A 26934-nucleotide genomic window follows, 5' to 3' on the forward strand; every position below is an offset into this window, starting at 1 on the left:
TGAGAATTAATGGATTTTAAAAATATGTTTCATCAAATTGGGCAACTTTATCAAAATTTAACTCGCAAGCAGCGTATAGTGATTGCTGCATCTATTGTAGTAGTGGTTGGGTTTTTGGTTTTTTTAGCTTTATTTCGCGGAAGTGGTAGTAATGCAAATAATGGATATGCAGTTTTAGTTGAAAATGTAAGTCCAAGTTCTTCTGCTGCAATTGTAGCTAAACTTGAACAAAATAATATTCCCTATAAATTAGAAAGTGAAAATAAAATTTTAGTTCCACAAGATCAGGTTTATCGTCAAAGAATGTTTATTGCAAGCGAAGGTCTTATAAAAGATAGTCGCGTGGGTTTTGAAGCTTTTGATACTCAAGCTTTTGGAGCTACAAATGAAGAACAAAAGGTAAAATACCAAAGAGCCATAGAAGGCGAACTTGCAAGAACTATTGAGACTTTAGAACCTATTCGTAGCGCTGTTGTACACATAGCATTTCCTAAAGATAGTGTTTTTACCGAAAGGCAAATTCCGCCTACAGCTTCAGTTGTTGTTAATGTTCGCGAAGGCTTAAAGCTTACTAGAAAACAAATTGATGGCATAAAAAATATTGTTTCAGCGGCGGTTCCAAAACTTACTAAAGAAAATGTTAAGATTAGTGATCAAAGTGGTGTGCCTTTAGATGAGCAAGAAGCATATGAAGATGATTTGGTTCGTGCGCAAATTAAATTTAAAAGTGATCAAGAAAAAGCTTTAGAAGATAAGATTATAGAAAATTTAGCTCCTTTTGCAGGTGGTATGGATAAAGTAAAAGTGAGTGTAAATATAGATTTTGATTTTTCCAAGCAAGAATCTCAAAGTGAAATTTATGATCCAAATCCTATAGTGCGTAGCGAGCAAACTTTAAACGAGGAAAGAACAGGTAGAAAAGATCCAGAAATTCAGGGTGTTCCAGGTGCTGTTTCTAATATAGGTCCTGTTGAAGGACTTGACAATAAGGGTCAAATTGACACTTATAAAAAAAATCAAGTTACTACGAATAATGAACTTTCTAAAACTATTACAAATACCAAAAAACAATTTGCAACAGTTTTACGCACTTCAGCAGCTGTTACTATAGATGGAAAATATCAAGATGTGGTTGATGAAAATGGGGATGTGAAAAGCGAATATGTTCCATTAACCAAAGAAGAGCTTGCAAGTGTTGAGAGTATAGTTAAAAATACTATTAATTTTAGTGCTACTAGAGGTGATAGTGTTGTAGTTCAAAATTTACCATTTCATCGTGAGTCGATTAGAGTTGAGAGTAAAGTTAAAACTTTTTATAATCGTTTTATTGAGCCGTTTATTCCACCGGTTAAGTATTTTATTGCAGCGATTTTACTTTTTATTTTTTACAAAAAAGTTATTACTCCATTTACTCAAAAAATGCTTGAAGATGTCGCAGCGCAAGAAGAAATGCAGCAAGGTCCAAATGCTGTTTTAGATGATGTTGAAGATACTTTGGAAAAAATGAATGCAGCAAGGAAAAAAGTTGAAGAACAACTTGGTTTTGGAGATAATTTCAATGAAGATTCTATCCAGTATGAGGTTTTGCTTGAAAAATTGCGTGGTTTGGTAAGTGATAAAAGCGAGGAAATTGCTGCACTTTTGCAAAATTTAATTCAAAACGATAGTGAATTTGGTGAAAAGGATATGTGATGATAAAGCTAAGTGAAGAACAAAAAATGGTCTATGATGATTTATCGATGCCTGAAAAGGTGGCGATATTTCTTATACAACTTGGCGAAGATGCAACAACTTCTGTGTTTTCACATATGGAAATTGATGTAATTACAGAAATTTCACGTTATATTGCTATGGCTAAAAATGTTGATAGATCCGTAGCTACTGCAGTTTTAGAAGAATTTTACACTCTGCTTCAATCAAATCAATATATTAAAAGTGGTGGTTTGGAATATGCTAAAGAAATACTTTTTCGTACTTTTGGGCCAGAGATTGCAAATAAAATTCTTGAAAAACTCACTAAAAGTATGGAGAATAATCAAAATTTTGCTTATTTGGCGCAAATTAAACCACAGCAACTTGCAGACTTTATTACTAAAGAGCACCCACAAACCATCGCTCTTATTTTGGCACATATGGATTCTATTCATGCGGCAGAAACTTTAGAGTATTTTAGTGATGAATTAAGGGCTGAGGTGGTTATAAGAATGGCAAATCTTGGCGATATTTCTCCAAGTATTATTAAAAGAGTTTCTGCAGTGCTAGAAAGCAAGCTTGAAAGTCTTACCTCTTATAAGGTTGAAGTGGGCGGCCCAAGAGCAGTAGCAGAAGTGCTTAATCGTTTGGGTCAAAAAGCAAGCAAATCAACCATTACTTATATTGAACAAAGTGATGAACGCTTAGCAGAGACTATTAAAGAGCTTATGTTCACTTTCGATGATATACAAAAACTTAGTACTCAAGCTATAAGAGAAATTTTAAAAGTAGCTGATAAGCGTGATTTAATGATAGGTTTAAAAGGCGCAAGTGAAGAGTTAAAGCAAAAATTCTTAGCCAATATGTCTACGCGTGCAAGCGAAGCTTTTCTTGAAGAAATGGGTTTTTTGGGTGCTGTGCGTGTTAAAGATGTTGAAGATGCACAAAGAAAGGTTGTTGAAGTGGTGCAAAAACTTGCAGAACAAGGTCTTGTTCAAACAGGCGATGCGGATGAAATGATAGAGTAGGTGAGAGATGGTTAATCGTAGCAATGTAATTTCTGGTGGGGCTTCTGATCAGCATGTTGTTGAAGGATATCGTTTTAAAGTTATTTCAGAATTTGATAATCATACAGGTGAAAAAAAACATACTCAAACTCCAGATGAAGAAAATGCTAATATATCTTTAAATGATGAAAAACCAGTCGAAGAAAATCATGCTATTGCCCCTACGCAAGCTGTTATGGAAACTCAAATTCCAACATTTCAACCAAGTTTTGTTGAAGATTTGCTTAAAAAAACAGATGAAATGTCAAGCAATATTATTAAACTTCAAATGCAAATAGAAAGTCAAGAGAATGAATTTAATAACCGCTTAAATTCAGAACTTGAAAATGCTAAAGAAAAATTTGCCAAAGAAGGTTATGAGAAAGCAAAAGAAGAATTTCAAAAGGAATTGAGTGATTTTAAAGATAAGTATTTAAAAAGTATAGCCAAGCTCGATAATGCTTGTGAAAATCTTGAAAATTTTATAGAAAAAAACGAGAAAGAATTAGCAGATACTGCTATAGATATCGCTAAAGAAGTAATCTTAAAAGAACTTGAACTAAATTCAAGTAAGATAGCTTATGCTTTGGCCAAAGATTTAATCGGCGAGCTTAAGGGTGCTAGTGCAATTGAGCTTAAGGTTAATGCAGAGGATTATGAGTATTTAAAAGAGCAATTTGATCAGAATGCTCATATTAAAATAAGTCTTGATGATGCAATTAGCAAAGGAAGTGTTATTATTATAAGTGACGCAGGCAATATAGAATCCAATCTTAACTCTCGTCTAACTAAAATTAAAAAAATGGTGAATAATGAGTAAAAAATTTGCCCATACTCAAGAAGAGTTAGAAAAGCTAAGTTTAAAAGAATTAGAAAATTTAGCAGCATCTATACGTGAAAAAATCATACAAGTTGTGAGTAAAAATGGTGGACATTTAAGTTCAAATTTGGGTGCTGTAGAACTTAGTATAGCAATGCATTTGGTTTTTGATGCAAAAAAAGATCCTTTTATTTTTGATGTGTCACATCAATCTTATACACACAAGCTTTTAAGCGGAAAAGAAGAAATATTTGATACTTTAAGACAAATCAATGGTTTGAGCGGTTATACAAAACCTAGCGAGGGAGATTATTTTGTAGCAGGGCATTCTAGCACCTCTATTTCTTTGGCAGTAGGTGCTTGTAAGGCCATTGCTTTAAAAGGTGAAAAGCGTATTCCTGTTGCTTTGATTGGAGATGGTGCTTTAAGTGCGGGTATGGCCTATGAGGCTTTAAATGAATTGGGTGATTCTAAATTTCCTTGCGTAATACTTTTAAATGATAATGAAATGAGTATTTCAAAACCAATTGGAGCAATTTCAAAGTATCTTTCTCAGGCTATGGCAACACAGCTTTATCAAAGTTTTAAAAAGCGTATTGCTAAAATGTTGGATATATTACCTGATAGTGCTACTTATATGGCTAAGCGTTTTGAAGAGAGTTTTAAACTTATTACTCCTGGGCTTTTGTTTGAAGAATTAGGGCTTGAATATATAGGGCCTATTGATGGACATAATTTAGGTGAAATTATTTCTGCATTAAAACAAGCAAAAGCTATGCAAAAACCTTGTGTGATACATGCTCAAACCATAAAGGGTAAAGGCTATGCTTTAGCTGAAGGAAAACATGCTAAATGGCACGGGGTAGGAGCTTTTGATATAGATAGTGGAGAGAGTGTTAAAAAAAGTGATACTAAAAAATCTGCTACTGAAATTTTTTCTAAGAATTTGCTTGATTTAGCCTCAAAATATGAAAATATTGTTGGGGTTACGGCGGCTATGCCAAGTGGAACAGGTCTTGATAAGCTTATAGAAAAATATCCAAATCGTTTTTGGGATGTGGCTATTGCAGAACAGCATGCAGTAACTTCTATGGCTGCTATGGCAAAAGAAGGATTTAAACCTTTTATTGCAATATATAGCACCTTTTTGCAGCGTGCTTATGATCAAGTGATCCATGATTGTGCAATTATGAATTTAAATGTGGTTTTTGCTATGGATAGAGCAGGGATAGTAGGCGAAGATGGGGAGACACATCAAGGTGTTTTTGATCTTAGTTTTTTAGCTCCTTTGCCAAATTTCACTCTTTTAGCCCCAAGAGATGAGCAAATGATGCAAAATATAATGGAGTACGCTTATTTACATCAAGGACCTATTGCTTTTCGTTATCCTAGAGGGAGTTTTATTTTGGATAAAGAATTTAATCCTTGTGAGATAAAACTTGGTAAGGCACAATGGCTTGTAAAAAATAATAGTGAAATTGCTTTTTTGGGTTATGGACAGGGTGTGGCAAAAGCGTGGCAAGTTTTAAGAGCCTTGCAAGAAATGAATAATAATGCTAATTTGATCGATTTAATTTTTGCTAAACCTTTAGATGAAGAGCTTTTGCGTGAGCTTGCTAAAAAAAGTAAAATTTGGTTTATTTTTAGTGAAAATGTTAAAATTGGCGGTATAGAAAGTTTAATTAATAATTTTTTACAAAAATATGATTTGCATGTAAAAGTTATTAGCTTTGAATATGAAGACAAATTTATTGAACATGGAAAAACAAGTGAGGTGGAAAAAAATCTAGAAAAAGATGTCAATAGTTTGTTGACGAAAGTTTTAAAATTTTATCATTAAATAATAAAAAATATTATTTAATATAAACTTCTTTTAATAAAAATTTTATTATTATTTCCACTTAAAAAAGCAAGGAATAAATACAATGGAATTACTACAAATGCTTAAAAAACATGAGTTAAAAGCTACTCCGCAAAGACTATGTGTTTTAAAAATTTTAAAAAGACATGAGCATCCTAATATTGATGAATTATATGCAGAAATTAAAAAAGAATACCCTTCAATCTCTTTAGCGACGGTTTATAAAAATCTTAATACTTTACAAGAACAAGGTTTAGTTGTTGAAATCAATGTTTTAAATCAAAAAACTTGTTACGATATTTATGAAGAAGAACATATTCATGTAGTTTGCGCCAAATGTGGTGGTATAGAGGATTTAAGTTTTAAAGATGCTAAGCTTTATGAATATCAAGAGCATTTAGAAAAAAAGATAGGCAATCTCGTCAATCATCTGTCCGTTTGTGCTTATGTTGATAGTTGTAAAAAGTGTCATTAAGCAAAATAAGGTTAAAATAGCCCATATATTTTAAGGGTTATTTTAATGGTTTATGAAATTCAAAAAAACTTTTTACTATCTGATTGCACTCTTTTAGAGAATTTAAAAAAAGATAATATACCTTTTCGAAATTCTAAATTTGAAACTTTTTATACTCAAATAACTTCAAATCATAGTGTTAAATTTCAAAGTTTTTGCAATGAATTTTATAAAATTACAAAATTTAATAATTCAATTTTAGAACAGAATCAAGAAGAGAAAATTTCTAAAAAAAAATTTGAAAAAGCTCGAAAAAAGATTATAGGAAAGAGCATTAAAAAAGAACGCTTCGAATTTAAATTGTGTTCTTTAAAAAGTTATATTGATATTTATGAAGAGCCTAAAATTTGTATTTTAAAAATATTTTTTCCAACGTTGGATAGTTCCAATGAATTTAAAATCCCTAAAGATTTTAAAATTCAAAAAGAATTACATCATGATTTAAATTCTAAACATATCGTTTTATATGGTTTTGAATATCAAAAGTTTGATATAGAGAAATGTTTTAAAATTATAGAAAAAAATCAGAATTTTAGCTTGGATTTTCCAAATTATATTAATGCTTATGATGGATTTAGGATTTTTTTATTTTATTTATTTAAAAAATTAAAATTTTATTGGACTTTATCTTTAGAGAGAAAAGATAAGCAAAGTTTATGTGAATTTTTATTTTATTCAAGAAGTTTGTATATAGTTTTATCAAGCATGAATACTATTTTAGATAAAAATTTGAGTAATATTTTGGCTTTAAAGTTTAAAGATATAACGAAAAAAACTCAAGATATTTTAGCAAGTGAAAATTCAAATCAAGATTTGTTGCTATTTTTAAGTGATGAAAAAATCCAAGATTTGTTTAATGACTTTGATTTTTTCATAAAGGAAAATTCTTTTTATGAAGGCGATTGCAAAGATAGGTTTTTTAAACAACTTATTGCGTTAGAACTTAGAAAAAAAATTATTTTATTTAGAAAAAATATACTAAAAAATTTTGATTTAGAGCTTTTTGAAAATAGTTTTTTTGAATTAGCAATATTTTTAGAATATTTTTACCGTTTTTTAGAGATAAAAAATTTAAACAAACTTTATGAAAAATATTGTAAAGATAGGGATAAAAATATTTTTTCCAAAATAATCAATAATAAAAATAAATTTTGCAAATTGCTTAAAAAATCAAGTAAAAATTTGAAAATTTACAAAGGATAAAAATGCAAAAACAAGAAAAAATTATAGAAATGTTTAATCAAATTGCACCTACTTATGATAAGGCGAATAGAATTTTAAGCTTTGGAGCTGATGTAGTGTGGCGCAAAAAAGCTTGTCAAAGAGTGATGAGTTTATATTTAAAAAAAGATTTAAAAATCGCTGATATTGCTTGTGGCACAGGGGATATGATAGAGATTTGGCAAGAGAGCGCTTTAAAAATGAAAAAAAATATTTTAAATATTAAAGGCATTGATCCAAGTAGTGGTATGCTAAATGTTGCAAAAGAAAAATTTCCAAATGTCGAATTTATAGAAGCAGGGGCGCAAAATTTACCTTTAGAAAGTCAAAGTTTAGATATTTTAAGCATTAGTTATGGCATTCGCAATGTTGTAGAAAGACAAAAAGCCTTAAGCGAATTTGCTAGAGTACTTCAAAAAGATGGTATTTTGGTAGTTTTGGAATTTACAAAAAGAGAAAAGGGTGGATTTATAGCAGCTTGTAGGGATTTTTATCTTAAAAATATTTTACCAAGTATAGGTGGGATAATCAGTAAAAATAAAAGTGCTTATGAGTATTTGCCAAACTCTATTGAAGGATTTTTAAGTAAGGAAGAATTCATCTTAGAACTTAAAAATGCTGGTTTTGAAATGCTTGATTATAAAAGTTTTAGCTTTGGCGTGAGTTCAATGTTTATAGCAAAAAAACTATGACACCAACAGAATTAAATCTTAAAGCAAAGGCTTTATTAGAAACACATTTTGATGATATAGTTTTAAGTGGAGAAATTTCAAAAATTACTTTGCATGGTTCAGGGCATTGGTATTTTGATTTAAAAGATGAAAGATCAAGCATTGCTTGTGCTATGTTTAAAGGAGCTAATTTAAAAGTCGGGTTTAAACCAGCGGTGGGGGATTTTTTAGAGCTTTGTGGAAGTGTGAGTTTATATCCTGAAAGCGGTCGTTATCAATTTATCGCTACTAGTATGAAAAAAGCAGGTTTTGGGGATTTGGAAGCACAGTTTTTGGCTTTAAAAGAGCGTTTGCAAAAAGAAGGACTTTTTGATCCACGCTTTAAAAAATCTTTGCCAAAATTTCCTAAAAAAGTAGGCATTATCACTTCAAAAACTTCTGCTGCTTTGCAAGATATGTTAAAACTTATTCATCAAAAAGAATATTTTTTGGCAAAAATTTATATTTTTGATGCTTTAACTCAAGGAAATAATGCTCCTTTTTCTCTTATACAAGCTTTAAAAAAAGCCGATGATATGGATTTAGATGTTCTTATTATAGCACGTGGTGGAGGAAGCAGGGAAGATCTTTTTTGTTTTAATGATGAAAATTTAGCAAGAGAGATTTTTAAAGCAAAAACTCCTATCATTTCAGCCATAGGACATGAGATTGATTATGTTATTAGTGATTTTGTTGCAGATTTTAGAGCTCCAACGCCCTCAGCTGCTATAGATGCTTTGTTTTATTCTAAGTTAGATATAGAACAAAGTTTAGATTTAATGGAAGAAAAATTAATGCAACTTTGGAATCATAAAATACAAAATTATGAAAATTTGCTTTTAAATTTAAGTAAATTTTTCAAATTTAATTCTTTACCAAAAATAATAGATGAAAAAATAAAACAAAGCTATAATATAGAAAAGCAATTAAATCATCTACTGGCAAATCAAATGCGTTATAATGAATTAAAATTAGATAAATTGCAAAATGCTTATTTGCAACATGAGAATTTTTTTAATAAAAGCAAAAAGTTTATTTGTATCAGAAAAAATGGTAAAATAGCAAATTTAGAAGATCTTAAGAGTGATGATATCGTTATTTTAAGTTCTCAAACTTCTCAAAAAGAAGCAAAAATTTTATAAGGATAGATTATGAGAAAAATCAATTTCAGCGCAGGGCCATCAACTTTACCTTTAGAAATTTTAGAGCAAGCTCAAAAAGAACTCTGTGATTATCAAGGTAGGGGTTATTCTATAATGGAAATTTCTCACCGCACAAAAGTATTTGAAGAAGTGCATTTTGGAGCACAAGAGAAAGCTAAAAAACTTTACGGGTTAAATGATGATTATGAAGTATTATTTTTACAAGGTGGAGCAAGTTTGCAATTTGCTATGATTCCTATGAATTTAGCTTTAAACGGGGTTTGTGAATATGCAAATACAGGAGTTTGGACAAAAAAAGCAATTAAAGAAGCACAAATTTTAGGTGTCAATGTTAAAACCGTAGCAAGTAGCGAGGAAAGTAATTTCGATCATATTCCTAGTGTGGAATTTAGTGATAATGCTGATTATGCTTATATTTGTTCTAATAATACTATTTACGGCACTCAATATCAAAATTATCCTAAAACTAAAGCTCCTTTGATTGTGGATGCATCGAGTGATTTTTTTTCTAGAAAAGTAGATTTTTCAAATATCGCTCTTTTTTATGGCGGAGTGCAAAAAAATGCTGGAATTTCGGGTTTAAGTTGTATTTTTATCCGTAAAGATATGTTAGAAAGATCTAAAAATAAACAAATTCCTAGTATGTTAAATTATTTGACTCATGCCGAGAATCAGTCCTTGTTTAACACGCCTCCAACCTTTGCCATTTATATGTTTAATCTTGAAATGGATTGGCTTTTAAATCAAGGTGGGCTTGATAAAGTGTATGAGAAAAATTCTCAAAAAGCTACTATGCTTTATGAATGTATTGATTTAAGCAATGGATTTTATAAAGGACATGCAGATAAAAAGAATAGATCTTTAATGAATGTGAGTTTTAATATTGCTAAAAATAAAGATTTAGAACCTCTTTTTGTAAAAGAAGCCGAAGAAGCTGGAATGATAGGACTTAAAGGACATAGAATTTTAGGAGGAATTCGTGCAAGTATTTATAATGCACTTAATTTGGATCAGGTAAAAACCTTGTGTGAATTTATGAAAGAATTTCAAGGAAAATATACATGATAAAGCGTTTTGATGAGTGCGATAGAATGTCGCAAATTATTGTTTTTGATAAATATTTTAAGACCGCAGGACAAGTGGCTTTTGAACCTAGCGGAGATATTAAAAAAACAAACCAAAGAAGCGCTTGCAGAACTTGATGCTTTGTTTGAAAAAATAGGCGCAAGCAAAGGAGATTTAATTCAAATTCAAATCTGGCTAGCTAATATGAAAGATTTTGATGCAATGAATGAAATTTATGATGCTTGGATTAAAAATTACCCTAAACCTGTTAGAGCTTGTGTGGGAAGTGCTTTAGCAGAGGGTTATTTGGTAGAAATTCAAGCTTTTGGAAAGTTAAGAGAGAATTAAAAATTCTCCCCTCCAAATTTTAAAAGCGCAGATCCCCAAGTAAAACCACCACCAAAAGCATCCAGTAAGATCAGACTTCCTTTTTTAAGTCGACCTTCTTCATAGGCATCATTCATTGCCATAGGTATAGAAGCAGCTGAAGTATTGCCATATTTTTGCACAGTGATCACACATTTTTCATCACTTAGATTGAGTTTTTCTTGGACGGCTTTAATGATGCGTAGATTAGCTTGATGAGGAATAAAAAGATCAATTTCTTGTGCTAAAATGTTATTTTTAGCTAAAATTTCTACAACATCATTGCTAAGCGTGTTTACTGCTATTTTAAAAACTTCATTGCCCCTCATTTGCATAGAAAGTGTTTGACATAGGCTTGATTTTTGCGATCTTTGAGTCATTAAAAGATCTCCATAATTACCATTGCTTGCAGTATGTACATCAAGGATATGATTTTCATTGTCCAAACTTACAACTCCAGCACCCGCACCATCTCCAAAGAGTATGCAAATGCTTCTGTCATTGTAATCCATAATTGAACTTGTTTTTTCAGCTCCTACGATTAAAACATTTTTTTTCAAACCACTTTCTATTAAGGCTTTAGCTTGTTCAAGCAAATAGATAAAACCAGAACAAGCTGCTGAAATATCAAAAGCACTAATATTTACAAGTCCTAAATTTGAAGCAATTTTACAAGCCGTTGAAGGCATAGTAAAATAATCAGGACTTAAAGTGGCTACAAGAATTGCATCAATATCTTCAGGTTTTAAATTTGCTCTTTCTATGGCTTTTAATGCAGCTTTTGTACCCAAATCGCTAGTATTCTCATTTTCACCAGCAATACGTCTTTCTTTAATGCCTGTGCGTCTAGTGATCCATTCATCGGTAGTATCTACCATCTTTTCAAGATCGGCATTGCTTAAAATTTTTTCTGGAATATAAGAAGCTATACTTTTAAGACTGGCTTTAAGCATTGTATTTCCCAAGTTCATTTTCTATAAGTTCATTGATATGAGATTGGCTAAAATTTATAGCTTGAAAAATTGCATTTTTAATGGCCCTAGAATCGCTTTTTCCATGACTTATGATCACGCAACCATTAACTCCAAGAAGGGGTGCTCCGCCATATTCTTGCCAATCAATATGTTTTTTTAATTTCTTAAAAGATGGCCTCATAAGTAAAGCACCTATTTTAGAAATAAAAGATTGTTTTACTTCATTTTTTAAAAGTTGAAAAATTGCTGTTGCTACACCCTCACAAGCTTTTAAAATCACATTTCCATTAAAACCATCACAGACTAAAACATCTATTTCGCCATTGAAAATATCTCTACCTTCAGCATTACCTATAAAATTTGGAATTTTTTTCATAAGTTGATGGCTTTCTTTGGTAAGTTCATTACCTTTGCATTCTTCTTCGCCATTAGAAAGCAAAGCAAGACGCGGTTTTTGAATTTGCATGATTTCTCTAGCATAAACTTCACCCATTACGGCAAATTGAAATAAATTTTCAGCTTTACAATCTGTATTAGCCCCAACATCTAAAAGTAAAGTTTTGTTAGTAATATTTGGCATTAAAGTAGCGATAGCAGGTCTTGAAATACCTTTGAGTCTCCCAAGTCTTAATGTGGCTAAGGACATGCTTGCTCCACTATGACCCGCTGAAACTACAGCATCTACTTTTTTTTCTTTTAATAGATTAATAGCTTTATAAATGGTTGTTTCTTTATTTTTTAAAGCATCAGTGGCACTTTCATTCATTGAAAAAATTTCACTAGCTTCTTCATATTGTATATATTGTTCTAATTTTTTTGGTATTAAAGGTTTTAGAATTTTAGAATCTCCCACCAAGATAGCGTTAAAAGGTTTTGCTTCTAGTGCCTTTAAAACGCCTTCTATAATGGGTTTTTCTCCAAAATCACCACCCATTGCATCGATGGCAATGTTAATCATTGATTTTAATATTCCTTAGTTGTTGGATTCGCACGGTGAGGCATTTTATAGCTTCCATCTTTGTCTTTTACAGGCATAGGAAGACTAACTTTATAGTGAGTTCTGCGTTTAGCTGCGCGAGTTTTGCTCACTCTTCTCTTTGGTACTGCCATTTTTTCTCCTTTATAAAATTTAATTAATTATTGCAATTTGCACAATAAAAATAATCACTCAAATAAGCTTCAAGCTCGCTGATAGCAACTTCTATTAAATCAATATGTCCATCGAAAAATTCTATAGTATTGCTCAATTCGTTTGCTTCATCTTTAAAAATACCATCACTTGCAAAAAGTTCTAAATTTTCTTTAATTTCAAGTTCAAACTCAGTTCCACAGCTATCACAAGGTCTATAGATAAAACCTTGCATAATAGCATTTATTTTAACAAGCTTAGGATTTATTTTTACTAAATTTCCCTCAAAAATCATATTTTCAAGATTAAGTTTAAAAGGATATTCCTTTATGTTAATCTTAGAAAAAGGGATTTTCATTTAGCAAATTTCGTTTGGTTTAAAGAAAAATTCAACTTCTATTTTTGCATTTTCCAAGCTGTCGCTTCCATGAACAGCATTAGCATCAATACTCTCAGCAAAATCGGCTCTAATTGTTCCTGCTTTAGCTTCTTTAGGATTTGTCGCTCCCATTAAATCTCTATTTTTTAATACGGCACCTTCTCCTTCTAGCACAGAAACAACAACAGGACCGCTAATCATAAATTCAACCAAGTCTTTAAAAAAAGGTCTTTCTTTATGAACAGCATAAAAATTTTCAGCTTGTTCTTTACTAAGTTGAACTTTTTTCATTGCAGCGATTCTTAATCCATTGCTTTCAAAACGATCTAAAATTTTTCCTATAACACCTTTTTTAACAGCATCAGGTTTAATTATAGATAAAGTTTTTTCCATCTTTGTAATAACTCCTTATTTTAATAAAGCTTAAAATTATACTTGAATTTGTTTAAAAAAAGTTAAATTAAAAGAAAAAGCTAGGAATCTCTAGCTTTTTAATTTTTTAAAATTATGCAAAAACTGGAGTGTCCCCGCTTCTCATATCAGCGCCGATATTATCACGACTTGGTTGTCCTGATTCTACAGCACTCCAAACTATACATCCATCTGTTGGGCAAGCACTGGCACAAGCTGGTTGATCATTATGTCCTACGCATTCAACGCATTTGTTTGCATAAACATAATATCTATCTTCACCTTCTGGATTGTTAGCATCATCAACGATAGCACTCACTGGACACTCATCAATACAAGAACCACAAGCAATACATATATCTGTAATTTTTACAGCCATTTTTTCTCCTTTTTAATATTAATATTTAAAAGATTTTAGCATAAAATTCTTAAATAATGTAAATTTTGATAATCAAAAATTTACATTATTTGATAATAATTATAACTTTCTTAAATTTTTAATATTATTTTAGATATTTAAAAAAAAATAAAGATTTAAACGATATAATTTCGTTATCAATAAAATTTATTATTTAGGAGAAAATATGATAGTTACTAAAAAAGCTTTAGATTTTACTGCTCCAGCGGTATTAGGAAACAATGAAATTGTTCAAGATTTTAATCTTTACAAAAACATAGGCCCAAAAGGAGCGGTAGTATTCTTTTATCCAAAAGATTTTACTTTTGTTTGTCCTTCAGAAATTATAGCTTTTGACAAAAGATATCAAGAATTTAAAAACCGCGGTATTGAAGTAATTGGAATTTCAGGAGATAATGAATTTTCACATTTTGCTTGGAAAAATACTCCAGTAAATCAAGGTGGTATTGGTCAGGTTAAATTTCCGCTTGTTGCTGACTTAACTAAGCAGATTGCTAGAAATTTTGATGTACTTTATGCAGAAGCAGTTGCCCTTCGTGGTTCGTTCTTGCTTGATGCTGATGGAACAGTTCGCCATGCTGTGGTTAATGATTTACCACTAGGTAGAAATATAGATGAAATGTTAAGAATGGTTGATACTATGCTTTTTACAAATGAGCATGGTGAAGTTTGTCCTGCAGGATGGAATAAGGGCGATGAAGGTATGAAAGCTAACCCTAAAGGCGTGGCTGAATATCTTGGTAAAAACGAAGCTAAACTTTAATTTCTTAGTATAAAGCCTCTTCATGAGGCTTTTTCTTCATTTTTATTCTTTAATTGAAATTCATAAATTTTCTACTATAATTTTACACACATATTAAAATTTTTACTTAGGCTAAAATATGGCAGGCGAAGATCAAGAAAAAACAGAAGAACCCACGTCCAAAAAGATAGAAGATGCGCGTAAAGAAGGTAATGTTCCAAAGTCTCAAGATGCGGTAGCTATTGTAACTTTGATAATTGGAGTAACTATAACTTTACTTATGATGAGTTTTATGGGCGAGAGAATTGTAAATTTATATAGATACTATCAAAGTTTTATTGGTGTTGAATTTGATTTGCGTATTATTCAAGCCATTATGATTAAAAGCATTTTTGAGGTTTTAATTATTCTTGCACCTATTGTTTTAAGTATTATGATTGCTGGGGTTTTGGGAAATATTATGCAATTTGGTTTTATTTTTACAACTAAACCTATTATGCCAAATTTAGGAAAAATCAATCCTCTAAAAGGTTTAAAAAACCTTTTTTCATTGAAAAAAATTGTTGAAAGTATAAAAATTATTTTAAAAGTGGGTATTGTTTTTACTATAGCTTTTATAGTTTTACTTAAATTTATGCAAGAGCTTCCAAGAGTTGAGCTTTATACTATGGTTGCACAGCTTACTTGGCTAAGAGACAGAGCTATTGTTTTAGCAGCTATTGTTATAGTTGCTTTTTTAATTATTGCTGTTTTAGATGTTTTTTTGGTGCGTTTTCAGTATTTTAAAGGTTTGCGTATGAGCAAACAAGAAATAAAAGATGAGTATAAACAAATGGAAGGAGATCCTCAAGTTAAAGGTAGAATTCGTAGACTTCAAATGGAAGCTGCGCGTCGTCGTATGGTTCAAGATGTTGCAGGTGCGGATGTGGTGATCACAAACCCAACGCATTATGCCGTAGCTATTCGTTATGATACAAGTAAAGAACAAGCCCCTAGGGTTGTTGCCAAAGGAGTGGATTTTCTCGCGCTTCGCATAAAACAAGTTGCCTATGAAAATAATGTTGTAGTTTATGAAAATCCTCCTTTAGCAAGGGAGCTTTATAAAGCTTGCGATGTTAATGATCTTATTCCTAGGGAAATGTTTAAAGCTGTAGCTGAGGTGCTAGGATTTGTTTATAATACAAATAATAAGAGTCGTTTAGCTGGTCAAGTAAAAAAAGGAAGCTAAAACTTTTAAGGTATTTTAGTTCCTATTTTGTTAATAAGCTCAAGAACCGATTTTTGAGTACTTGTATCTGCTGTATCGACTTTAAAATATATTTCTACTCTATTATTTTCTAAGGCTTGCGGATTTCCATTGATGGGATTATTAAGCCCATAGCTTTTAATGCTAATATTTTTTAAATTTGCTCCACCTTCTATAAAATATTTTAATACATTTTCTGCTCTTTGGTAGGCGAGCTCATAACTTCTTATAATAGAGTCGCTATTGTCTGTATAGCCTCTAATTTCTATTTTTGCTTGAGGTGGTAAATATGTTGTTAGTTCAGCCATACGTTTTAAATAATCTTGTATATCAGCTGAAACAATTTGAGCGCTACCTCTTTCAAATTCAACTTTAGATGGAAGGTTAAGAGCAATCTGATTGTCGCTTTGATCTAGAGCTGCTTGAAGACGTTTGATAGTTTCTTGCTGTGTCATAGTCATTTGTTTTAACGATTTGAGTTCATCACTTTCTTCTTTTGCTGCACCTTTATATTTTTCTTGGGTTTTACTCTCTTCTTTGACTGTTTGAGTAGAGGTATAATCAAAGATTTTAACAAATTCGGTTTTTAAAGCCTCTACTTTAGCAGGATTTGTTTTGGAAATTGCCCAAAGAGCAATAAAAAGTGCCAAAAGCAAACTTAGAAAGTCTGCATAAGGCACGGCCCATTTTTCACCTGCAGGACATTCTGGACATTTATGTTTTTTAGCCATTTTTAACCTTTGTCAAATTGTGAAATTTTTGGATCATCGTGACTTAAGAAATTAAAAAGCTTAGCTTCCAAATCTCTAGGGTTTGCACCTTCTGCAATTCCTTTTATGGCTTCAGTGATGACAATTTGCTCTTTTACAAGATCCATTCCATTAGCTTTCATTTTTCTTCCCCAAGGTGCAAAAAGCGCATAAGCACCAAAAATCCCAGTAACCGTAGCTGTAAAAGCACCTGAAATACCCGCTGCCATTGCTTGGGGATTGTCTAGCAATTTAAGAGCTAGAATAAGACCAAAAACCGCTCCAACAAGTCCCATGGTAGGGCAAGTTTCTCCAAATACTATCCAATATTCTGCGCATTCTTTATAATGCTCTTCAAGTTGTTCGGTTTGTATTTCCATGCTTTCGTGAATTTCTTCAAAGCTTTTACCGTCTACAAGCATCATCATAGCATTTTTTAAAAATTCATTTTCAATCTCATTGGTTCTTGATTCTAATGCTAAAAGTCCATCTCTTCTTGCAATAATAGCAAATTCTATTAACTGGGCTATCCTTTCAGGTAGATTTACGCCAGAGCCTTTAAAGACAACTTTGAGTTCTTTATAAGCTGCTTTTACAATTTTTTTATGTGTAGAAGTCATTGCACAAAATGCAGCTGTTGGCATAACTATAAGAAAGGAAGAAAGATGTATAACATGTAAAGGATTACCACCTTCTAGTATATCTCCTACTGAAATACTAGTAACTGCAAGCACCATTCCCAGTATGGTTGAAAGATCCATATAAATATCTCCTTGATTATTTTAAATCGCCCCAATTTTTGGCAATACTTGAGCTTGTTTTTAATTTTACTTTTAATTTTACTATATTTTCCATAATATCTCTAGTTTTTTTTACAAAATTTTCACATAAATCATCTTTTACTTCAAAAATTAATTCATCATGAATTTGTAAAATAAGCTTTTTGTCTTCATTTAATTCTTTATTGATTTCTAGCATTGCAAGTTTGATTACATCTGCTGCTGAACCTTGCAAGATTGAATTAATGCTTTCTCTTTCATACATGGCAATTTGCATAGGTTTTGCATTTTCAAAATCAAAATAACGCTTGCGACCGCTTAAAGTAGTGATAAAACCATTTTGTTTAGCTTCGTTTTTAACTGTTTCAAAATATTTTTTAATGCTAGTAAAATTTTCAAAATATTTTTCTATGTAAGATTTGGCTAAATGAGCTTCTATTTTTAAATTTTGACTTAAAGTTTTATAGCCCATGCCATAAATAAGTCCAAAATTTATACTTTTTGCAACACTTCTGGTTTCATAATTGCTTTCTCCAAAAATCATTATAGCTGTTCTTGCATGTATATCTTCATCATTGGCAAAAGCATTTAAAAGTTTTTCATCTTCGCTAAAATGCGCAAGCATTCTCAGTTCGATTTGAGAATAATCAAGAGAGATAAAACTAAATCCATCTTTAGCTACAAAACAAGATTTATAATCTTTTGCGTATTGTCCGTGTGCAGGAATATTTTGCAAATTTGGATCTTTAGATGAAAGGCGACCCGTTGCAGTGCCAGTTTGTAAAAAACTTGAATAAATGCGTGAATTTTTATCTTTTAACGCTAGTTTTAACAAAGGTTCGCAATAAGTGGAATAAAGTTTGGCAAGTTCTCTATAATCTAAAATTTTAGCAATTACAGGATGTTTATCTAAAAGTGCATTTAAAACTTTTTCATCGGTAGAATATCCTGTTTTTCCTTTTTTTCCACTTGGAAGTTTAAGTTTTTCAAAAAGTATATCACCTACTTGTTTAGGTGAGTTTAAGTTAAATCTATCCTCACAAAGAGTATAAATTTCTTCACTTAAATTTTTGATTTCATTTTCAAATTTTTTCATAAGGACTTCAAGTGCATTTGTATCAAGCTTTATGCCATTTTCTTCCATCATCATAATGATTTTAATGAAATCAAATTCACAGTTTTTAGCAAGTTCTAATAAAGGAGTTTCAAGATTTTTTAAAAAATAAAGATAAAATCTTAAAGTGATATAAGCATCTTCTGCTGCGTATTTGCAAGCTTTTTCAAGTTCTACGCTTGCAAAATTTTCTCCTTTTTTAACAAGACTTTCAAAATGTAAGGTTTCATAATTAAAAAGTCTTAAGGCTAAATCATCCATATTTACTCTTAAAGAAGGATTTTTAAGCCATGCTAAAATCATTGTATCTGCGTATTTTTGAGGCAAATTTAATCCAAAATTATTTTGAATGATTTTAAAATCATATTTGAGATTGTGCCCTATAACAAAATGATCAAAGATTAGTTCTATAGCTTTTTTGGCACTTTGCAATGAGATTTGCTCACCTACTCCAAGATAATTATGAGTTAAAGGCACATAAAAGGCTTCGTTTTCACTCATACAAAAACTAAAACCAACAATTTTTGCCTCTTTTGTATCAAGTCCTGTAGTTTCGGTATCAAAAGCAATAATACTTTCTTTATCAAGAGTATTTAAAATTTCAAAAAGTTTGTTTTCATCTTGTATTAAAGTGGCTTTAAAACCTAAATTTTTATCTTTATTATCAGGATTTTGACGCAGTTTTTTAAGCAAAGCATTAAGTTCGTAATGTTCTAAAATTTCAAGTATTTTTAAAAGAGGTTCTTCATCAGGATAAGTGGCTTTTTCTATGAGATTTTGCACTTCTAAATTGTCATACAAAGAAGCTAATTTTTTGCTTAAAAATGCATTTTCCTTACCCTCTAAAAGCAAGTTACGACTTCTTTCGTTGCGTATTAGAGTTAAATTTTCATAAATTCCTTCTATGCTGCCAAATTCATCAAGTAAGGTTTTGGCTCCTTTTGCGCCTATACCTTTAACGCCTGGAATATTATCAGAACTATCTCCGCAAAGAGCTAAAAAATCTCTGATTTGATGAGGTTTTACTCCGTATTTTTCTAAACACGCTGCTTCATCATAGTCGTTTTTAGAAATAGGACTGTAAATGCTTGTTTTACCATCTTTTATGAGTTGATAAAGATCTTTATCTTGAGTGATAATGCGTACAAAAATATCCCTATCTTCACAAGTTCTTACAAAAGAAGCGATGATATCATCGGCTTCATAACCTTCCCTAGAAACGCTTATAAAACCCATTTTTTCTATCATCTCTATGCAAATTGGAATTTGTTCTAGAAGTTCAGGTGGTGGTGGAGTGCGATTTTGTTTGTAGTTTGGATCAATTTCGCTACGAAAAGTTTTTCCTTTGGAGTCTAATGCAAAAACAATATAATCACTTTTGTGTTCATTTTTTAAGCTATAAATAAAATTTGCAAAACCGCTAATCATTCCACTAGCTTGTCCTTGTGAATTTTTAAAACCTTTTAATGCGTAGTAAAGTCTGAAAAAAAATCCAAAAGTATCAATAATAGTTAAAGTTTTCATAATAATTTCTTCTTTGATAAAATATATTTTTGGGTTATATTATTTCAAAATTTTGCTTAAAATGTCTACAATTTAAGATCTTTAAGCAAAAACACTGCAATTTTTAGCCATAATTACAAATTATTTATAAAAAAATATATTAAAATATAAGGATAATGTAATGACAAATCAGCAAATTGATGGAATTGCGGATAAGAATTTTAATACACCTGAAGGTAGGAAAGTTTTTAAAAAGGCAGTTTTTTCTTGCTGGTTGGGAACTGCTATGGAATATGCAGATTTTGCACTTTATGGTTTAGCAGCTGCAACAATTTTTTCAGAAGTGTTTTTTCCTGAGCAAACTCCAGTAATTGCACTTTTGCTTAGTTTTGTAACTTATGGCATAGGTTTTATTGCAAGACCTATCGGGGCTTTGTTTTTTGGTTATTTAGGTGATAAACACGGAAGAAAAAATGTTATGATGGCTACAATAGCTTTAATGGGAATTTCAACTACTCTTATAGGTTTTATTCCAAGCTATGCAGTGATTGGTGTTTGGACGCCTATTTGTTTGGTTGCATTACGTTTTATGCAGGGTTTTGGCGCAGGAGCTGAACTTTCAGGTGGAACAGTTATGCTTGGAGAATATGCTCCTAGCAAGAGAAGAGGGCTTGTTTCTTCTGTGATTGCCTTAGGATCAAATAGCGGAACTTTGCTTGCGTCTTTTGTATGGCTTTTGATGGTACAAATGGATGAAGCGAGTTTTAAAGAATGGGGTTGGAGAGTTCCTTTTATGGGAAGTATTTTAATCGCTCTTTTTGCTGTATATATTCGTTTTCATGTCAAAGAAACCCCTGTTTTTGAAAAGCAAAAAAATGAAATGATGAAATTGCGTCTTAATAACGAAAAGCATATGAAAAAAGATGAAAGAAGTTTTTGGCAAAGAAGTCGTGCTTTTTGGACTATGGTGGGCTTAAGAATAGGCGAAAACGGACCTTCTTATCTTGCGCAAGGTTTTATTGTAGGTTATGTGACTAAAATTTTACTTTTAGACAAATCAGTTGCCACTACAGCGGTAATGATAGCTTCATTGGCGGGTTTTTTGGTTATTCCTTTGGCAGGTTATTTAAGTGATAGATTTGGAAGACGTATTACTTATAGAATGTTTTGTTTGCTTTTGATGATTTATGCTTTTCCTGCTTTTATGCTTTTAGATAGTAAAAATGAAATTATTGTGATTTTAACTATTATTGTAGGTATGTCTTTAGCATCTTTAGGGATTTTTGGTGTACAAGCGGCTTGGGGTGTAGAACTTTTTGGGGTAAAAAACCGTTATACAAAAATGGCTTTTGCTAAGGAGCTAGGTTCTATTCTTTCAGGAGGAACAGCGCCTATGGTGGCTTCTGCTTTGCTTGCGTATTATGGCACTTGGTGGCCTATCGCAACGTATTTTGTATTAACTGCAGGTATAGGTTTTGTGACTACATTTTTTGCGCCAGAAACTAGAGGCAGAGATTTAAATAAAATAGAAGATGCGATATGAGACTTATTTTAGACACGGATATAGGCAATGCTATTGCAGGAGCAAATACCGATGATGGTTTAGCGCTTGCTTTGATTTTGGCATCTAAAGAAATCAAACTTGAAATGCTAAGCACAATTTGCGGTAATGTTCCAAGTCTTGTTGCCTATAGCGTGGCTAAGGATTTATTTAAACGTTTAAATTTAAATATCCCCGTTTATTTAGGAGCGAATGAAGCCTTAAAAGAACCAAGTAAAGCTTGGCGTCAAAGACTTGATGAAAGTGTAAAAAATTTTAAACTCGAATATCTTTGGGAAAATATAAAAAGTCCTGAAATTTTAGAAAATATAAATCCTGATGCGATTTTTAAAATGGGTGAGTTGGTGGGTAAAAATCCTAAAGAAATTTCTATTTGTGCGATAGGACCTTTGACAAATATCGCTATGGCTATGAAAATTTTTAAAGATTTTGATATAAATCTTAAAGAGCTTTTTATTATGGGCGGTAGTTTTGATATGCCTTATTACACTAAAGATACAAATTTTGGTTTCGATCCTGAGGCGGCTAGTATAGTGTTAAATTCAAGAGCTAAAATTACACTCGTACCTTATAATGTAACCATGCAGACTTTATTGACTCATGAGGATTTAAAAGAGTTGCAAGCTAAGAATATTTTATGCGATTTTATCGTTGAAACTTTAGGCGTTTGGATTGATTATGCTTCTAAAACACGTGGTACAAAGGGAACTTGGATACATGACGCTTTAACGATAGCTTACGCATTAGATTCTAGTATTGCAGATTTTGATGAGTGTTATGCTGATGTTATTTGCGATAGTTCTTTGGCAAGAGGTATGAGTTGGCGTTGCTTTAAAGAACCAAAAATGAGTATGGGGATGGATTTAAGCACTAAAAATTGTGTTAAAATTTTAAAAAATGTAGACAATGCAAAGCTTTTAAAACTTATAAAAGAGAGGCTTTTAAAAGGAGTTTGCTATGAAAATTATGAAAGCATAACGACTTAATTTTCCAAGTAAGATAAAAAATATAGTTTTTAAAAAAGAATATTTCGCAAAACCAAGTCCTAAGGCAAAAAGATCTCCCACTAAAGGTAAAAAGCTTAAAAAAGCAAATATACTTCCAAATTTGGCAAAATTAGCATTGAAATTTTCTAATTTTTTCAAGGATTTGCTAAAGTATTTTTCTAAAATTTTTTGCTTACCAAGATAAGCCAAGCCATAAGTACTTAAACTTCCTAAGGTATTACCCAAAGTAGCTACGATAAGCACTAAATTTGGATTAAAATCAAGTTTTATAAAGCCTAAAACAAAGGCTTCGCTTGCCAAAGGTAATAGTGTGCTTGAAAGAAAACACACTATAAAAAGTCCTAAATAACTTATATCATTATATAAAAAATCAAACATAAAATTATGATTTTTGTGTATTTTTAAGCTCTAAGTCTAGATAATATCCTGTGTAAGAACGGGTTTTTTTGTGTTCTTTAGCGACTTTTTCCACGCTTCCTGTGCTAATAACCTTGCCGCCTTTAACTCCGCCTTCAGGCCCCATATCGATGATATAATCAGCATTTTTAATCACATCTAAATTATGCTCTATCACAAAAACCGAATTTTTAAGATCAACTAAATGTTGTAAAACTAAGATGAGTTTATTAACATCTTCAAAATGCAGTCCTGTTGTAGGCTCATCAAGTATATAAAGGGTTTTTCCTGTATCGCTACGACTTAGTTCTTTGGCAAGTTTGATTCTTTGTGCTTCACCTCCACTTAAGGTGGTGGCATTTTGTCCTAGGGTTAGATAATCTAAGCCCACTTTTACTAGAGTGTCTAATTTTTGTTTGATTTTAGGAACGGCTGTAAAAAATTCACTCGCTTCTAAAACACTCATATTTAAAATTTCACTGATATTTTTGCCTTTATATTTGATTTCTAGCGTGGCATCATTGTAGCGTTTGCCCCCGCAAGTATCACAAACCACCATAACATCAGGTAAAAAATGCATTTCTATTTTGATTTCTCCATCTCCGCTACACTTCTCACATCTTCCCCCTTTTACATTAAAAGAAAAGCGTCCTGCTTTATAACCACGCATTTTAGCTTCTTTAGTGGCGGCAAAAAGATTTCTGATTTCATCCATAGCGCCTGTATAGGTGGCAGGATTTGAACGTGGTGTGCGTCCAATTGGGCTTTGATCAAGATAAATAACTTTATCAAGTTTTTCAAGTCCTTCTATTTGCACCCCACCAAGTTTTTTAACTTTTTTAGCCCGGTTTAATTCCTCTTGTGCAAAAGGAAGTAGGGTTTGAAGTATCAAAGAACTTTTTCCAGAACCTGAAACTCCTGTTATAGCGACTAAATTTTGTAAAGGAAATTTTACGCTTAAATCTTGGATATTGTTAATATTTACATTTTTAAGTTCAAGCCATTCTTTTTGTGCTCTGTTTTGAAGTTGTGAAATTTGTTTTTTCCCATTCATATAAAGTGCAGTTTCGCTTTTGCTTTTTAAAAGTTCTTTATAAGTTCCACTAAATACAACCTCACCTCCAAATTTTCCTGCTTTTGGGCCAATATCCACAATAAAATCTGCTTCTTCTACAGTCATTTTATCATGCTCTACGACAATTAGGGTATTGCCCTTTTGTTGTAAATTTCTTAAAGTTTTAATCAGTTTTGCAGTATCTCTTTCATGAAGTCCTATGCTAGGCTCATCTAAGACATACATCACTCCGCTTAAACCACTGCCAATTTGTGAAGCTATGCGGATTCTTTGTGCTTCACCCCCACTAATCGTTCTTGCATCGCGCCCTAAGGAAAGATAACCTAGCCCCACATCATACAAGAAAAACAATCTTTCGTTGATTTCTTTTAGGATAGGTTTAGAAATAAGTTTTTGTTGCTCGCTTAAATAAGAAAAATTTTTCTCATCTGCAAAAAAGGCCGTACTATCTTCTATGCTCATATCTAAAATTTCACCCAAGCCTTTTTTGGCTACTTTCACGGCTAAACTTTCGGGTTTTAAACGATGCCCACCGCAGTCTTTACAAATTTTTTCACTCATATATTCGGCTAAATCTTTTTCATCTTTTAGCATTTCATAAGCCATTTTAACCACGCCTTCAAAAGTGCGTTTTAGACGATTTCTTTTCCAAAGAAATTCTATAGTTTTGGCATTACCATACAATACAAGGCGTTTTTGTTCTTCGCTTAATTGCATAAAAGGTATTTTGATAGGAATTTCATTTTGTTCGCAAAAGGCGATTAGGAATTTATAATAATAACTTTTGTTAAAACCATACATGATTTTAACAGCACCATTTTCGAGGCTTAAATTTTCATCGATGATTTTTTTCATATCTAAAGTATAACGAATTCCAAGTCCATCACAAGCTTCACATGCTCCTTTTGGAGAATTAAAAGAAAAGCTTAAAGGTTCAAGTGGAACAAAGGAAATTTTACAATCAAAACAAGCTGAATGCTCGCTAAAATGATAGTGTTTATTAAGGTTTATTTCTTCATGATTTAAAACTTCTATTTCTATTTCTCCAAAGCTTTCTTGTAAACCTTTTTCTATATCGCTTGCAAGGCGAGAAAGTAAATCTTCTTGAATTTCAAGTCTATCTATGACAAGTTTAATGGTGTGTTTTTTGGTTTTAGCCAGTTCAATTTCTTCATCAAGTCTTACTAAAACTCCATCGATTTGAGCTCTTACATAGCCTTTGTTGCGTAAATTTTCAAGTAAATCTGCATAAGTTCCTTTTTTTTCTCGTATGAGTGGAGCGTAGATGATGATTTTTGCACCTTTTGGAAATTTTAAAATTTCACTGACTATATCACTTGCACTCATAGATGAGATTTTTTGTCCACATTGATGACAATGTTGAATACCTACTCTTGCATATAAAAGTCTTAGATAATCATAAATTTCAGTGATGGTTCCTACGGTAGAGCGTGGGTTTTTAGAAGTGGTTTTTTGATCTATAGCAATGGCTGGGGTTAAACCTTCGATTTTATCAACATCAGGTTTGCCTACCTTATCTAAAAATTGTCTAGCATAAGCGCTTAAACTTTCTATATAACGGCGTTGTCCTTCAGCATAAAGAGTTCCAAAAGCAAGGGTTGATTTTCCACTCCCACTCAGTCCTGTAAAAACAATGAGTTTGTTTTTGGGAATTTCAAGGTGGATATTTTTTAGGTTATTTTCTCTTGCACCAATGATTTTGATGGTATCGTTCATAGTCTTTCCTAAACATTAAATAAATTTAAGATTTTAGCATAATAATATTAAAAGAACTTGGATAAATCCAAGTTAAAAATTTATAAGATTTAGCTTATTAAGTAAAGAGTGGGTGGTTCCAAGTATTGATAAGGCATATACGCAAAGTAAAATTTTTCTATGAGCTGAAATATGCATTTTTTCTATGATTTTAATTCCTATAAAAACTCCAACCATAGAAGCTATACCTACTAGTATTCCTTTATGAATAACTTCAGAGTCTATAACTCCAGAATTTGAAAAAGATATAATACCAGAGACTGAAGCAAAAATAACAAAAAACAAGGATAAAGAAACAACTTTTTTACTATCATAGCCTAAAAAATAAGCTAAAATCGGAGCAATTAAAAGTCCACCACCAATTCCCAAAGAAATAGCAAAAATACCAGTAAAAGCTCCAGCAATAAATAAAATGACATTCTTTACCCAAACGCTTCTTTGATTTTGCACAATGTTTTCTTTAATTCCAAAAGCATATTTGATAAAAAATATACAACTTACCGCCAAAAATACGCTAGTAAGAGCTACATCGCTTAAAGCTTTTAAAAGCATTCCGCTAAAGCTTGCCCCTATGAGCCCTCCAAAACCTATCATAATACCATCTTTAAGATTTAGATTTTTTTTCTTATAATTAATATAAGAGCCAAAAACTGCTGCAAAAATCATTTGCAATACTGAAATTCCGATAGCATGGTGAGCACTTTCTCCAAGTGCGAACATAGAAGGAACGATAATCATACCTCCACCAATGCCAAAAAGTCCAGAAGCAATACCTGAAATGATTCCTATGATTAGATAAGGTAAATCTGTGATTTCCATAGCTTTTCCTAAAAAATATTAAATATTTCAAATACGGAATAATTTTATCTTATTAAGCTAAGTATTATCTTAGTTTTTTATAAAAATAGAATATTTTTTTGGTAACTTTAAGCATCGTAAAAATGTTTCAAAATATTATAAAATATAAAGATTTTATAATATTTATTTTAAATTTAAAGCAAATTTTATATTTATTGATTAAAATTAATTTAGACTTTAAAAATTTTCATAAAAGTCTTAATTTTTGAAATATTTTATAAGAAAGGTAAAAGATGAGTGAAAATGGTTTTTTTAGTAGTTCTTTGATTTTAAAACTTACACATACTCTTCGCTCTTGGCGTTTCTAAACTTCTTTTTATCTAAATTTTTTCTTTAATGTTATTTTAATTTATTTTAAT

General features: G+C 31.4%; 26 protein-coding genes and 1 pseudogene. 15 read left to right on the plus strand and 12 right to left on the minus strand.

Annotated features, from left to right (window positions below):
* The first annotated feature begins 9 nt into the window (after positions 1 to 9).
* The 10 genes and pseudogenes from fliF (at position 10) to AJ886_RS01015 (ending at position 10440) form a co-directional block, all read left to right on the plus strand.
* A complete protein-coding gene (fliF, locus tag AJ886_RS00970; RefSeq protein ID WP_002861099.1) occupies positions 10 to 1692 on the plus strand; it encodes a flagellar basal-body MS-ring/collar protein FliF in 1683 nt (560 codons plus the stop codon).
* Positions 1692 to 2720 (plus strand): flagellar motor switch protein FliG, encoded by a 1029-nt coding sequence (gene fliG, locus AJ886_RS00975; protein WP_002854670.1) that lies wholly within the window; start codon positions 1692 to 1694, stop codon positions 2718 to 2720. Before fliF ends, fliG begins: the two co-directional genes overlap by 1 nt.
* A 7-nt stretch (positions 2721 to 2727) precedes the next feature.
* Positions 2728 to 3558: a flagellar assembly protein FliH gene (fliH, locus tag AJ886_RS00980; protein WP_002880502.1), complete on the plus strand. Its 831-nt coding sequence runs from the start codon at positions 2728 to 2730 to the stop codon at positions 3556 to 3558.
* Positions 3551 to 5398, plus strand: coding sequence for a 1-deoxy-D-xylulose-5-phosphate synthase (gene dxs, locus AJ886_RS00985; RefSeq protein WP_044779538.1), 1848 nt, complete (start codon positions 3551 to 3553; stop codon positions 5396 to 5398). The genes fliH and dxs overlap by 8 nt, the downstream gene beginning before the upstream one ends.
* An 85-nt stretch (positions 5399 to 5483) precedes the next feature.
* Positions 5484 to 5894, plus strand: coding sequence for a peroxide-responsive transcriptional repressor PerR (gene perR / locus AJ886_RS00990; protein ID WP_002861102.1), 411 nt, complete (start codon positions 5484 to 5486; stop codon positions 5892 to 5894).
* A gap of 45 nt (positions 5895 to 5939) precedes the next feature.
* On the plus strand, positions 5940 to 7136 hold the full coding sequence (locus AJ886_RS00995) for a hypothetical protein (protein WP_002870744.1): 1197 nt from the start codon (positions 5940 to 5942) through the stop codon (positions 7134 to 7136).
* A 2-nt stretch (positions 7137 to 7138) separates the two neighbouring features.
* Complete coding sequence (ubiE, locus tag AJ886_RS01000; RefSeq protein WP_002870745.1) at positions 7139 to 7846, plus strand: bifunctional demethylmenaquinone methyltransferase/2-methoxy-6-polyprenyl-1,4-benzoquinol methylase UbiE; 708 nt, start codon at positions 7139 to 7141, stop codon at positions 7844 to 7846.
* The gene (gene xseA, locus AJ886_RS01005) at positions 7843 to 9006 is read left to right on the plus strand and encodes an exodeoxyribonuclease VII large subunit (protein ID WP_002870746.1); all 1164 of its coding nucleotides are present in this window, start codon (positions 7843 to 7845) and stop codon (positions 9004 to 9006) included. Before ubiE ends, xseA begins: the two co-directional genes overlap by 4 nt.
* A 9-nt stretch (positions 9007 to 9015) precedes the next feature.
* Positions 9016 to 10092 carry a phosphoserine transaminase gene (gene serC, locus AJ886_RS01010; protein WP_070287024.1) on the plus strand — a complete coding sequence of 359 codons (1077 nt, stop codon included), beginning with the start codon at positions 9016 to 9018 and terminating at the stop codon, positions 10090 to 10092.
* Positions 10089 to 10440: pseudogene (locus AJ886_RS01015) on the plus strand (RidA family protein). The gene serC and the pseudogene AJ886_RS01015 overlap by 4 nt, the downstream one beginning before the upstream one ends.
* Here the strand turns inward: AJ886_RS01015 and AJ886_RS01020 are convergent.
* The 6 genes from AJ886_RS01020 to AJ886_RS01045 form a co-directional block, all read right to left on the minus strand.
* The gene (locus tag AJ886_RS01020; RefSeq protein WP_052949500.1) at positions 10437 to 11411 is read right to left on the minus strand and encodes a beta-ketoacyl-ACP synthase III; all 975 of its coding nucleotides are present in this window, start codon (positions 11409 to 11411) and stop codon (positions 10437 to 10439) included. The pseudogene AJ886_RS01015 and the gene AJ886_RS01020 overlap by 4 nt on opposite strands.
* Positions 11404 to 12390, minus strand: a complete 987-nt coding sequence (plsX, locus tag AJ886_RS01025; protein WP_070287025.1) for a phosphate acyltransferase PlsX — start codon at positions 12388 to 12390, stop codon at positions 11404 to 11406. Before plsX ends, AJ886_RS01020 begins: the two co-directional genes overlap by 8 nt.
* Before the next feature lie 5 nt (positions 12391 to 12395).
* Positions 12396 to 12542, minus strand: coding sequence for a 50S ribosomal protein L32 (gene rpmF, locus AJ886_RS01030; RefSeq protein WP_002862578.1), 147 nt, complete (start codon positions 12540 to 12542; stop codon positions 12396 to 12398).
* A gap of 23 nt (positions 12543 to 12565) precedes the next feature.
* Positions 12566 to 12919 (minus strand): hypothetical protein, encoded by a 354-nt coding sequence (locus AJ886_RS01035; RefSeq protein WP_070287026.1) that lies wholly within the window; start codon positions 12917 to 12919, stop codon positions 12566 to 12568.
* Entirely contained in the window at positions 12920 to 13333 is a 414-nt protein-coding gene (gene ndk, locus AJ886_RS01040; protein WP_002870750.1) for a nucleoside-diphosphate kinase, read from the minus strand.
* 112 nt (positions 13334 to 13445) lie between these two features.
* On the minus strand, positions 13446 to 13730 hold the full coding sequence (locus tag AJ886_RS01045; protein ID WP_002854354.1) for a DUF362 domain-containing protein: 285 nt from the start codon (positions 13728 to 13730) through the stop codon (positions 13446 to 13448).
* Positions 13731 to 13935: 205 nt separating this feature from the next.
* Between AJ886_RS01045 and AJ886_RS01050 the strand changes: the two genes are divergently transcribed.
* A complete protein-coding gene (locus AJ886_RS01050; RefSeq protein ID WP_002854219.1) occupies positions 13936 to 14532 on the plus strand; it encodes a peroxiredoxin in 597 nt (198 codons plus the stop codon).
* 118 nt (positions 14533 to 14650) lie between these two features.
* A complete protein-coding gene (gene flhB / locus AJ886_RS01055; protein WP_070287027.1) occupies positions 14651 to 15739 on the plus strand; it encodes a flagellar biosynthesis protein FlhB in 1089 nt (362 codons plus the stop codon).
* 5 nt (positions 15740 to 15744) lie between these two features.
* On the opposite strand, the gene motB is transcribed toward flhB, so the two are convergent.
* From motB to polA, 3 genes are read right to left on the minus strand one after another with little or no spacing between them, the layout of a single operon-like run.
* Complete coding sequence (motB, locus tag AJ886_RS01060; protein ID WP_044780423.1) at positions 15745 to 16488, minus strand: flagellar motor protein MotB; 744 nt, start codon at positions 16486 to 16488, stop codon at positions 15745 to 15747.
* 2 nt (positions 16489 to 16490) lie between these two features.
* Positions 16491 to 17267, minus strand: coding sequence for a flagellar motor stator protein MotA (gene motA, locus AJ886_RS01065; protein ID WP_002880492.1), 777 nt, complete (start codon positions 17265 to 17267; stop codon positions 16491 to 16493).
* Positions 17268 to 17283: 16 nt separating this feature from the next.
* Positions 17284 to 19923 (minus strand): DNA polymerase I, encoded by a 2640-nt coding sequence (gene polA / locus AJ886_RS01070; RefSeq protein ID WP_070239986.1) that lies wholly within the window; start codon positions 19921 to 19923, stop codon positions 17284 to 17286.
* A gap of 160 nt (positions 19924 to 20083) precedes the next feature.
* Between polA and AJ886_RS01075 the strand changes: the two genes are divergently transcribed.
* On the plus strand, positions 20084 to 21445 hold the full coding sequence (locus tag AJ886_RS01075; RefSeq protein WP_070287028.1) for an MFS transporter: 1362 nt from the start codon (positions 20084 to 20086) through the stop codon (positions 21443 to 21445).
* Entirely contained in the window at positions 21442 to 22449 is a 1008-nt protein-coding gene (locus tag AJ886_RS01080) for a nucleoside hydrolase (protein ID WP_002854630.1), read from the plus strand. The genes AJ886_RS01075 and AJ886_RS01080 overlap by 4 nt, the downstream gene beginning before the upstream one ends.
* On the opposite strand, the gene AJ886_RS01085 is transcribed toward AJ886_RS01080, so the two are convergent.
* The 3 genes from AJ886_RS01085 to AJ886_RS01095 all read right to left on the minus strand — a co-directional run bounded on the left by AJ886_RS01085 (position 22405) and on the right by AJ886_RS01095 (position 26536).
* Entirely contained in the window at positions 22405 to 22848 is a 444-nt protein-coding gene (locus AJ886_RS01085) for a YqaA family protein (RefSeq protein ID WP_002854339.1), read from the minus strand. The two genes, AJ886_RS01080 and AJ886_RS01085, sit on opposite strands and share 45 nt — an antisense overlap.
* A 4-nt stretch (positions 22849 to 22852) precedes the next feature.
* Complete coding sequence (gene uvrA / locus AJ886_RS01090; RefSeq protein ID WP_070287029.1) at positions 22853 to 25678, minus strand: excinuclease ABC subunit UvrA; 2826 nt, start codon at positions 25676 to 25678, stop codon at positions 22853 to 22855.
* A gap of 72 nt (positions 25679 to 25750) precedes the next feature.
* Positions 25751 to 26536, minus strand: a complete 786-nt coding sequence (locus AJ886_RS01095; protein WP_070287030.1) for a sulfite exporter TauE/SafE family protein — start codon at positions 26534 to 26536, stop codon at positions 25751 to 25753.
* A gap of 122 nt (positions 26537 to 26658) precedes the next feature.
* Between AJ886_RS01095 and AJ886_RS01100 the strand changes: the two genes are divergently transcribed.
* Positions 26659 to 26784, plus strand: coding sequence for a hypothetical protein (locus tag AJ886_RS01100; protein WP_044778484.1), 126 nt, complete (start codon positions 26659 to 26661; stop codon positions 26782 to 26784).
* Positions 26785 to 26934 lie beyond the last annotated feature (150 nt).

The sequence above is a fragment of the Campylobacter sp. BCW_6465 genome, from assembly GCF_001762815.1.
Classification (GTDB): Bacteria; Campylobacterota; Campylobacteria; order Campylobacterales; family Campylobacteraceae; genus Campylobacter_D; species Campylobacter_D jejuni.

Excerpts from the sequence above, each read along its gene's own strand:
- flhB (WP_070287027.1), top strand. The coding sequence starts at position 14,651 with ATGGCAGGCGAAGATCAAGAAAAAACAGAAGAACCCACGTCCAAAAAG.
- ubiE (WP_002870745.1), top strand. The coding sequence starts at position 7,139 with ATGCAAAAACAAGAAAAAATTATAGAAATGTTTAATCAAATTGCACCT.
- AJ886_RS01085 (WP_002854339.1), bottom strand. The coding sequence starts at position 22,848 with ATGTTTGATTTTTTATATAATGATATAAGTTATTTAGGACTTTTTATA.
- AJ886_RS01035 (WP_070287026.1), bottom strand. The coding sequence starts at position 12,919 with ATGAAAATCCCTTTTTCTAAGATTAACATAAAGGAATATCCTTTTAAA.
- fliH (WP_002880502.1), top strand. The coding sequence starts at position 2,728 with ATGGTTAATCGTAGCAATGTAATTTCTGGTGGGGCTTCTGATCAGCAT.
- AJ886_RS01045 (WP_002854354.1), bottom strand. The coding sequence starts at position 13,730 with ATGGCTGTAAAAATTACAGATATATGTATTGCTTGTGGTTCTTGTATT.
- ndk (WP_002870750.1), bottom strand. The coding sequence starts at position 13,333 with ATGGAAAAAACTTTATCTATAATTAAACCTGATGCTGTTAAAAAAGGT.
- motB (WP_044780423.1), bottom strand. The coding sequence starts at position 16,488 with ATGGCTAAAAAACATAAATGTCCAGAATGTCCTGCAGGTGAAAAATGG.
- rpmF (WP_002862578.1), bottom strand. The coding sequence starts at position 12,542 with ATGGCAGTACCAAAGAGAAGAGTGAGCAAAACTCGCGCAGCTAAACGC.
- fliG (WP_002854670.1), top strand. The coding sequence starts at position 1,692 with ATGATAAAGCTAAGTGAAGAACAAAAAATGGTCTATGATGATTTATCG.
- dxs (WP_044779538.1), top strand. The coding sequence starts at position 3,551 with ATGAGTAAAAAATTTGCCCATACTCAAGAAGAGTTAGAAAAGCTAAGT.
- xseA (WP_002870746.1), top strand. The coding sequence starts at position 7,843 with ATGACACCAACAGAATTAAATCTTAAAGCAAAGGCTTTATTAGAAACA.
- AJ886_RS01020 (WP_052949500.1), bottom strand. The coding sequence starts at position 11,411 with ATGCTTAAAGCCAGTCTTAAAAGTATAGCTTCTTATATTCCAGAAAAA.
- uvrA (WP_070287029.1), bottom strand. The coding sequence starts at position 25,678 with ATGAACGATACCATCAAAATCATTGGTGCAAGAGAAAATAACCTAAAA.
- motA (WP_002880492.1), bottom strand. The coding sequence starts at position 17,267 with ATGGATCTTTCAACCATACTGGGAATGGTGCTTGCAGTTACTAGTATT.
- AJ886_RS01080 (WP_002854630.1), top strand. The coding sequence starts at position 21,442 with ATGAGACTTATTTTAGACACGGATATAGGCAATGCTATTGCAGGAGCA.
- serC (WP_070287024.1), top strand. The coding sequence starts at position 9,016 with ATGAGAAAAATCAATTTCAGCGCAGGGCCATCAACTTTACCTTTAGAA.
- perR (WP_002861102.1), top strand. The coding sequence starts at position 5,484 with ATGGAATTACTACAAATGCTTAAAAAACATGAGTTAAAAGCTACTCCG.
- plsX (WP_070287025.1), bottom strand. The coding sequence starts at position 12,390 with ATGATTAACATTGCCATCGATGCAATGGGTGGTGATTTTGGAGAAAAA.
- AJ886_RS01075 (WP_070287028.1), top strand. The coding sequence starts at position 20,084 with ATGACAAATCAGCAAATTGATGGAATTGCGGATAAGAATTTTAATACA.
- polA (WP_070239986.1), bottom strand. The coding sequence starts at position 19,923 with ATGAAAACTTTAACTATTATTGATACTTTTGGATTTTTTTTCAGACTT.
- fliF (WP_002861099.1), top strand. The coding sequence starts at position 10 with ATGGATTTTAAAAATATGTTTCATCAAATTGGGCAACTTTATCAAAAT.
- AJ886_RS00995 (WP_002870744.1), top strand. The coding sequence starts at position 5,940 with ATGGTTTATGAAATTCAAAAAAACTTTTTACTATCTGATTGCACTCTT.
- AJ886_RS01095 (WP_070287030.1), bottom strand. The coding sequence starts at position 26,536 with ATGGAAATCACAGATTTACCTTATCTAATCATAGGAATCATTTCAGGT.
- AJ886_RS01100 (WP_044778484.1), top strand. The coding sequence starts at position 26,659 with ATGTTTCAAAATATTATAAAATATAAAGATTTTATAATATTTATTTTA.
- AJ886_RS01050 (WP_002854219.1), top strand. The coding sequence starts at position 13,936 with ATGATAGTTACTAAAAAAGCTTTAGATTTTACTGCTCCAGCGGTATTA.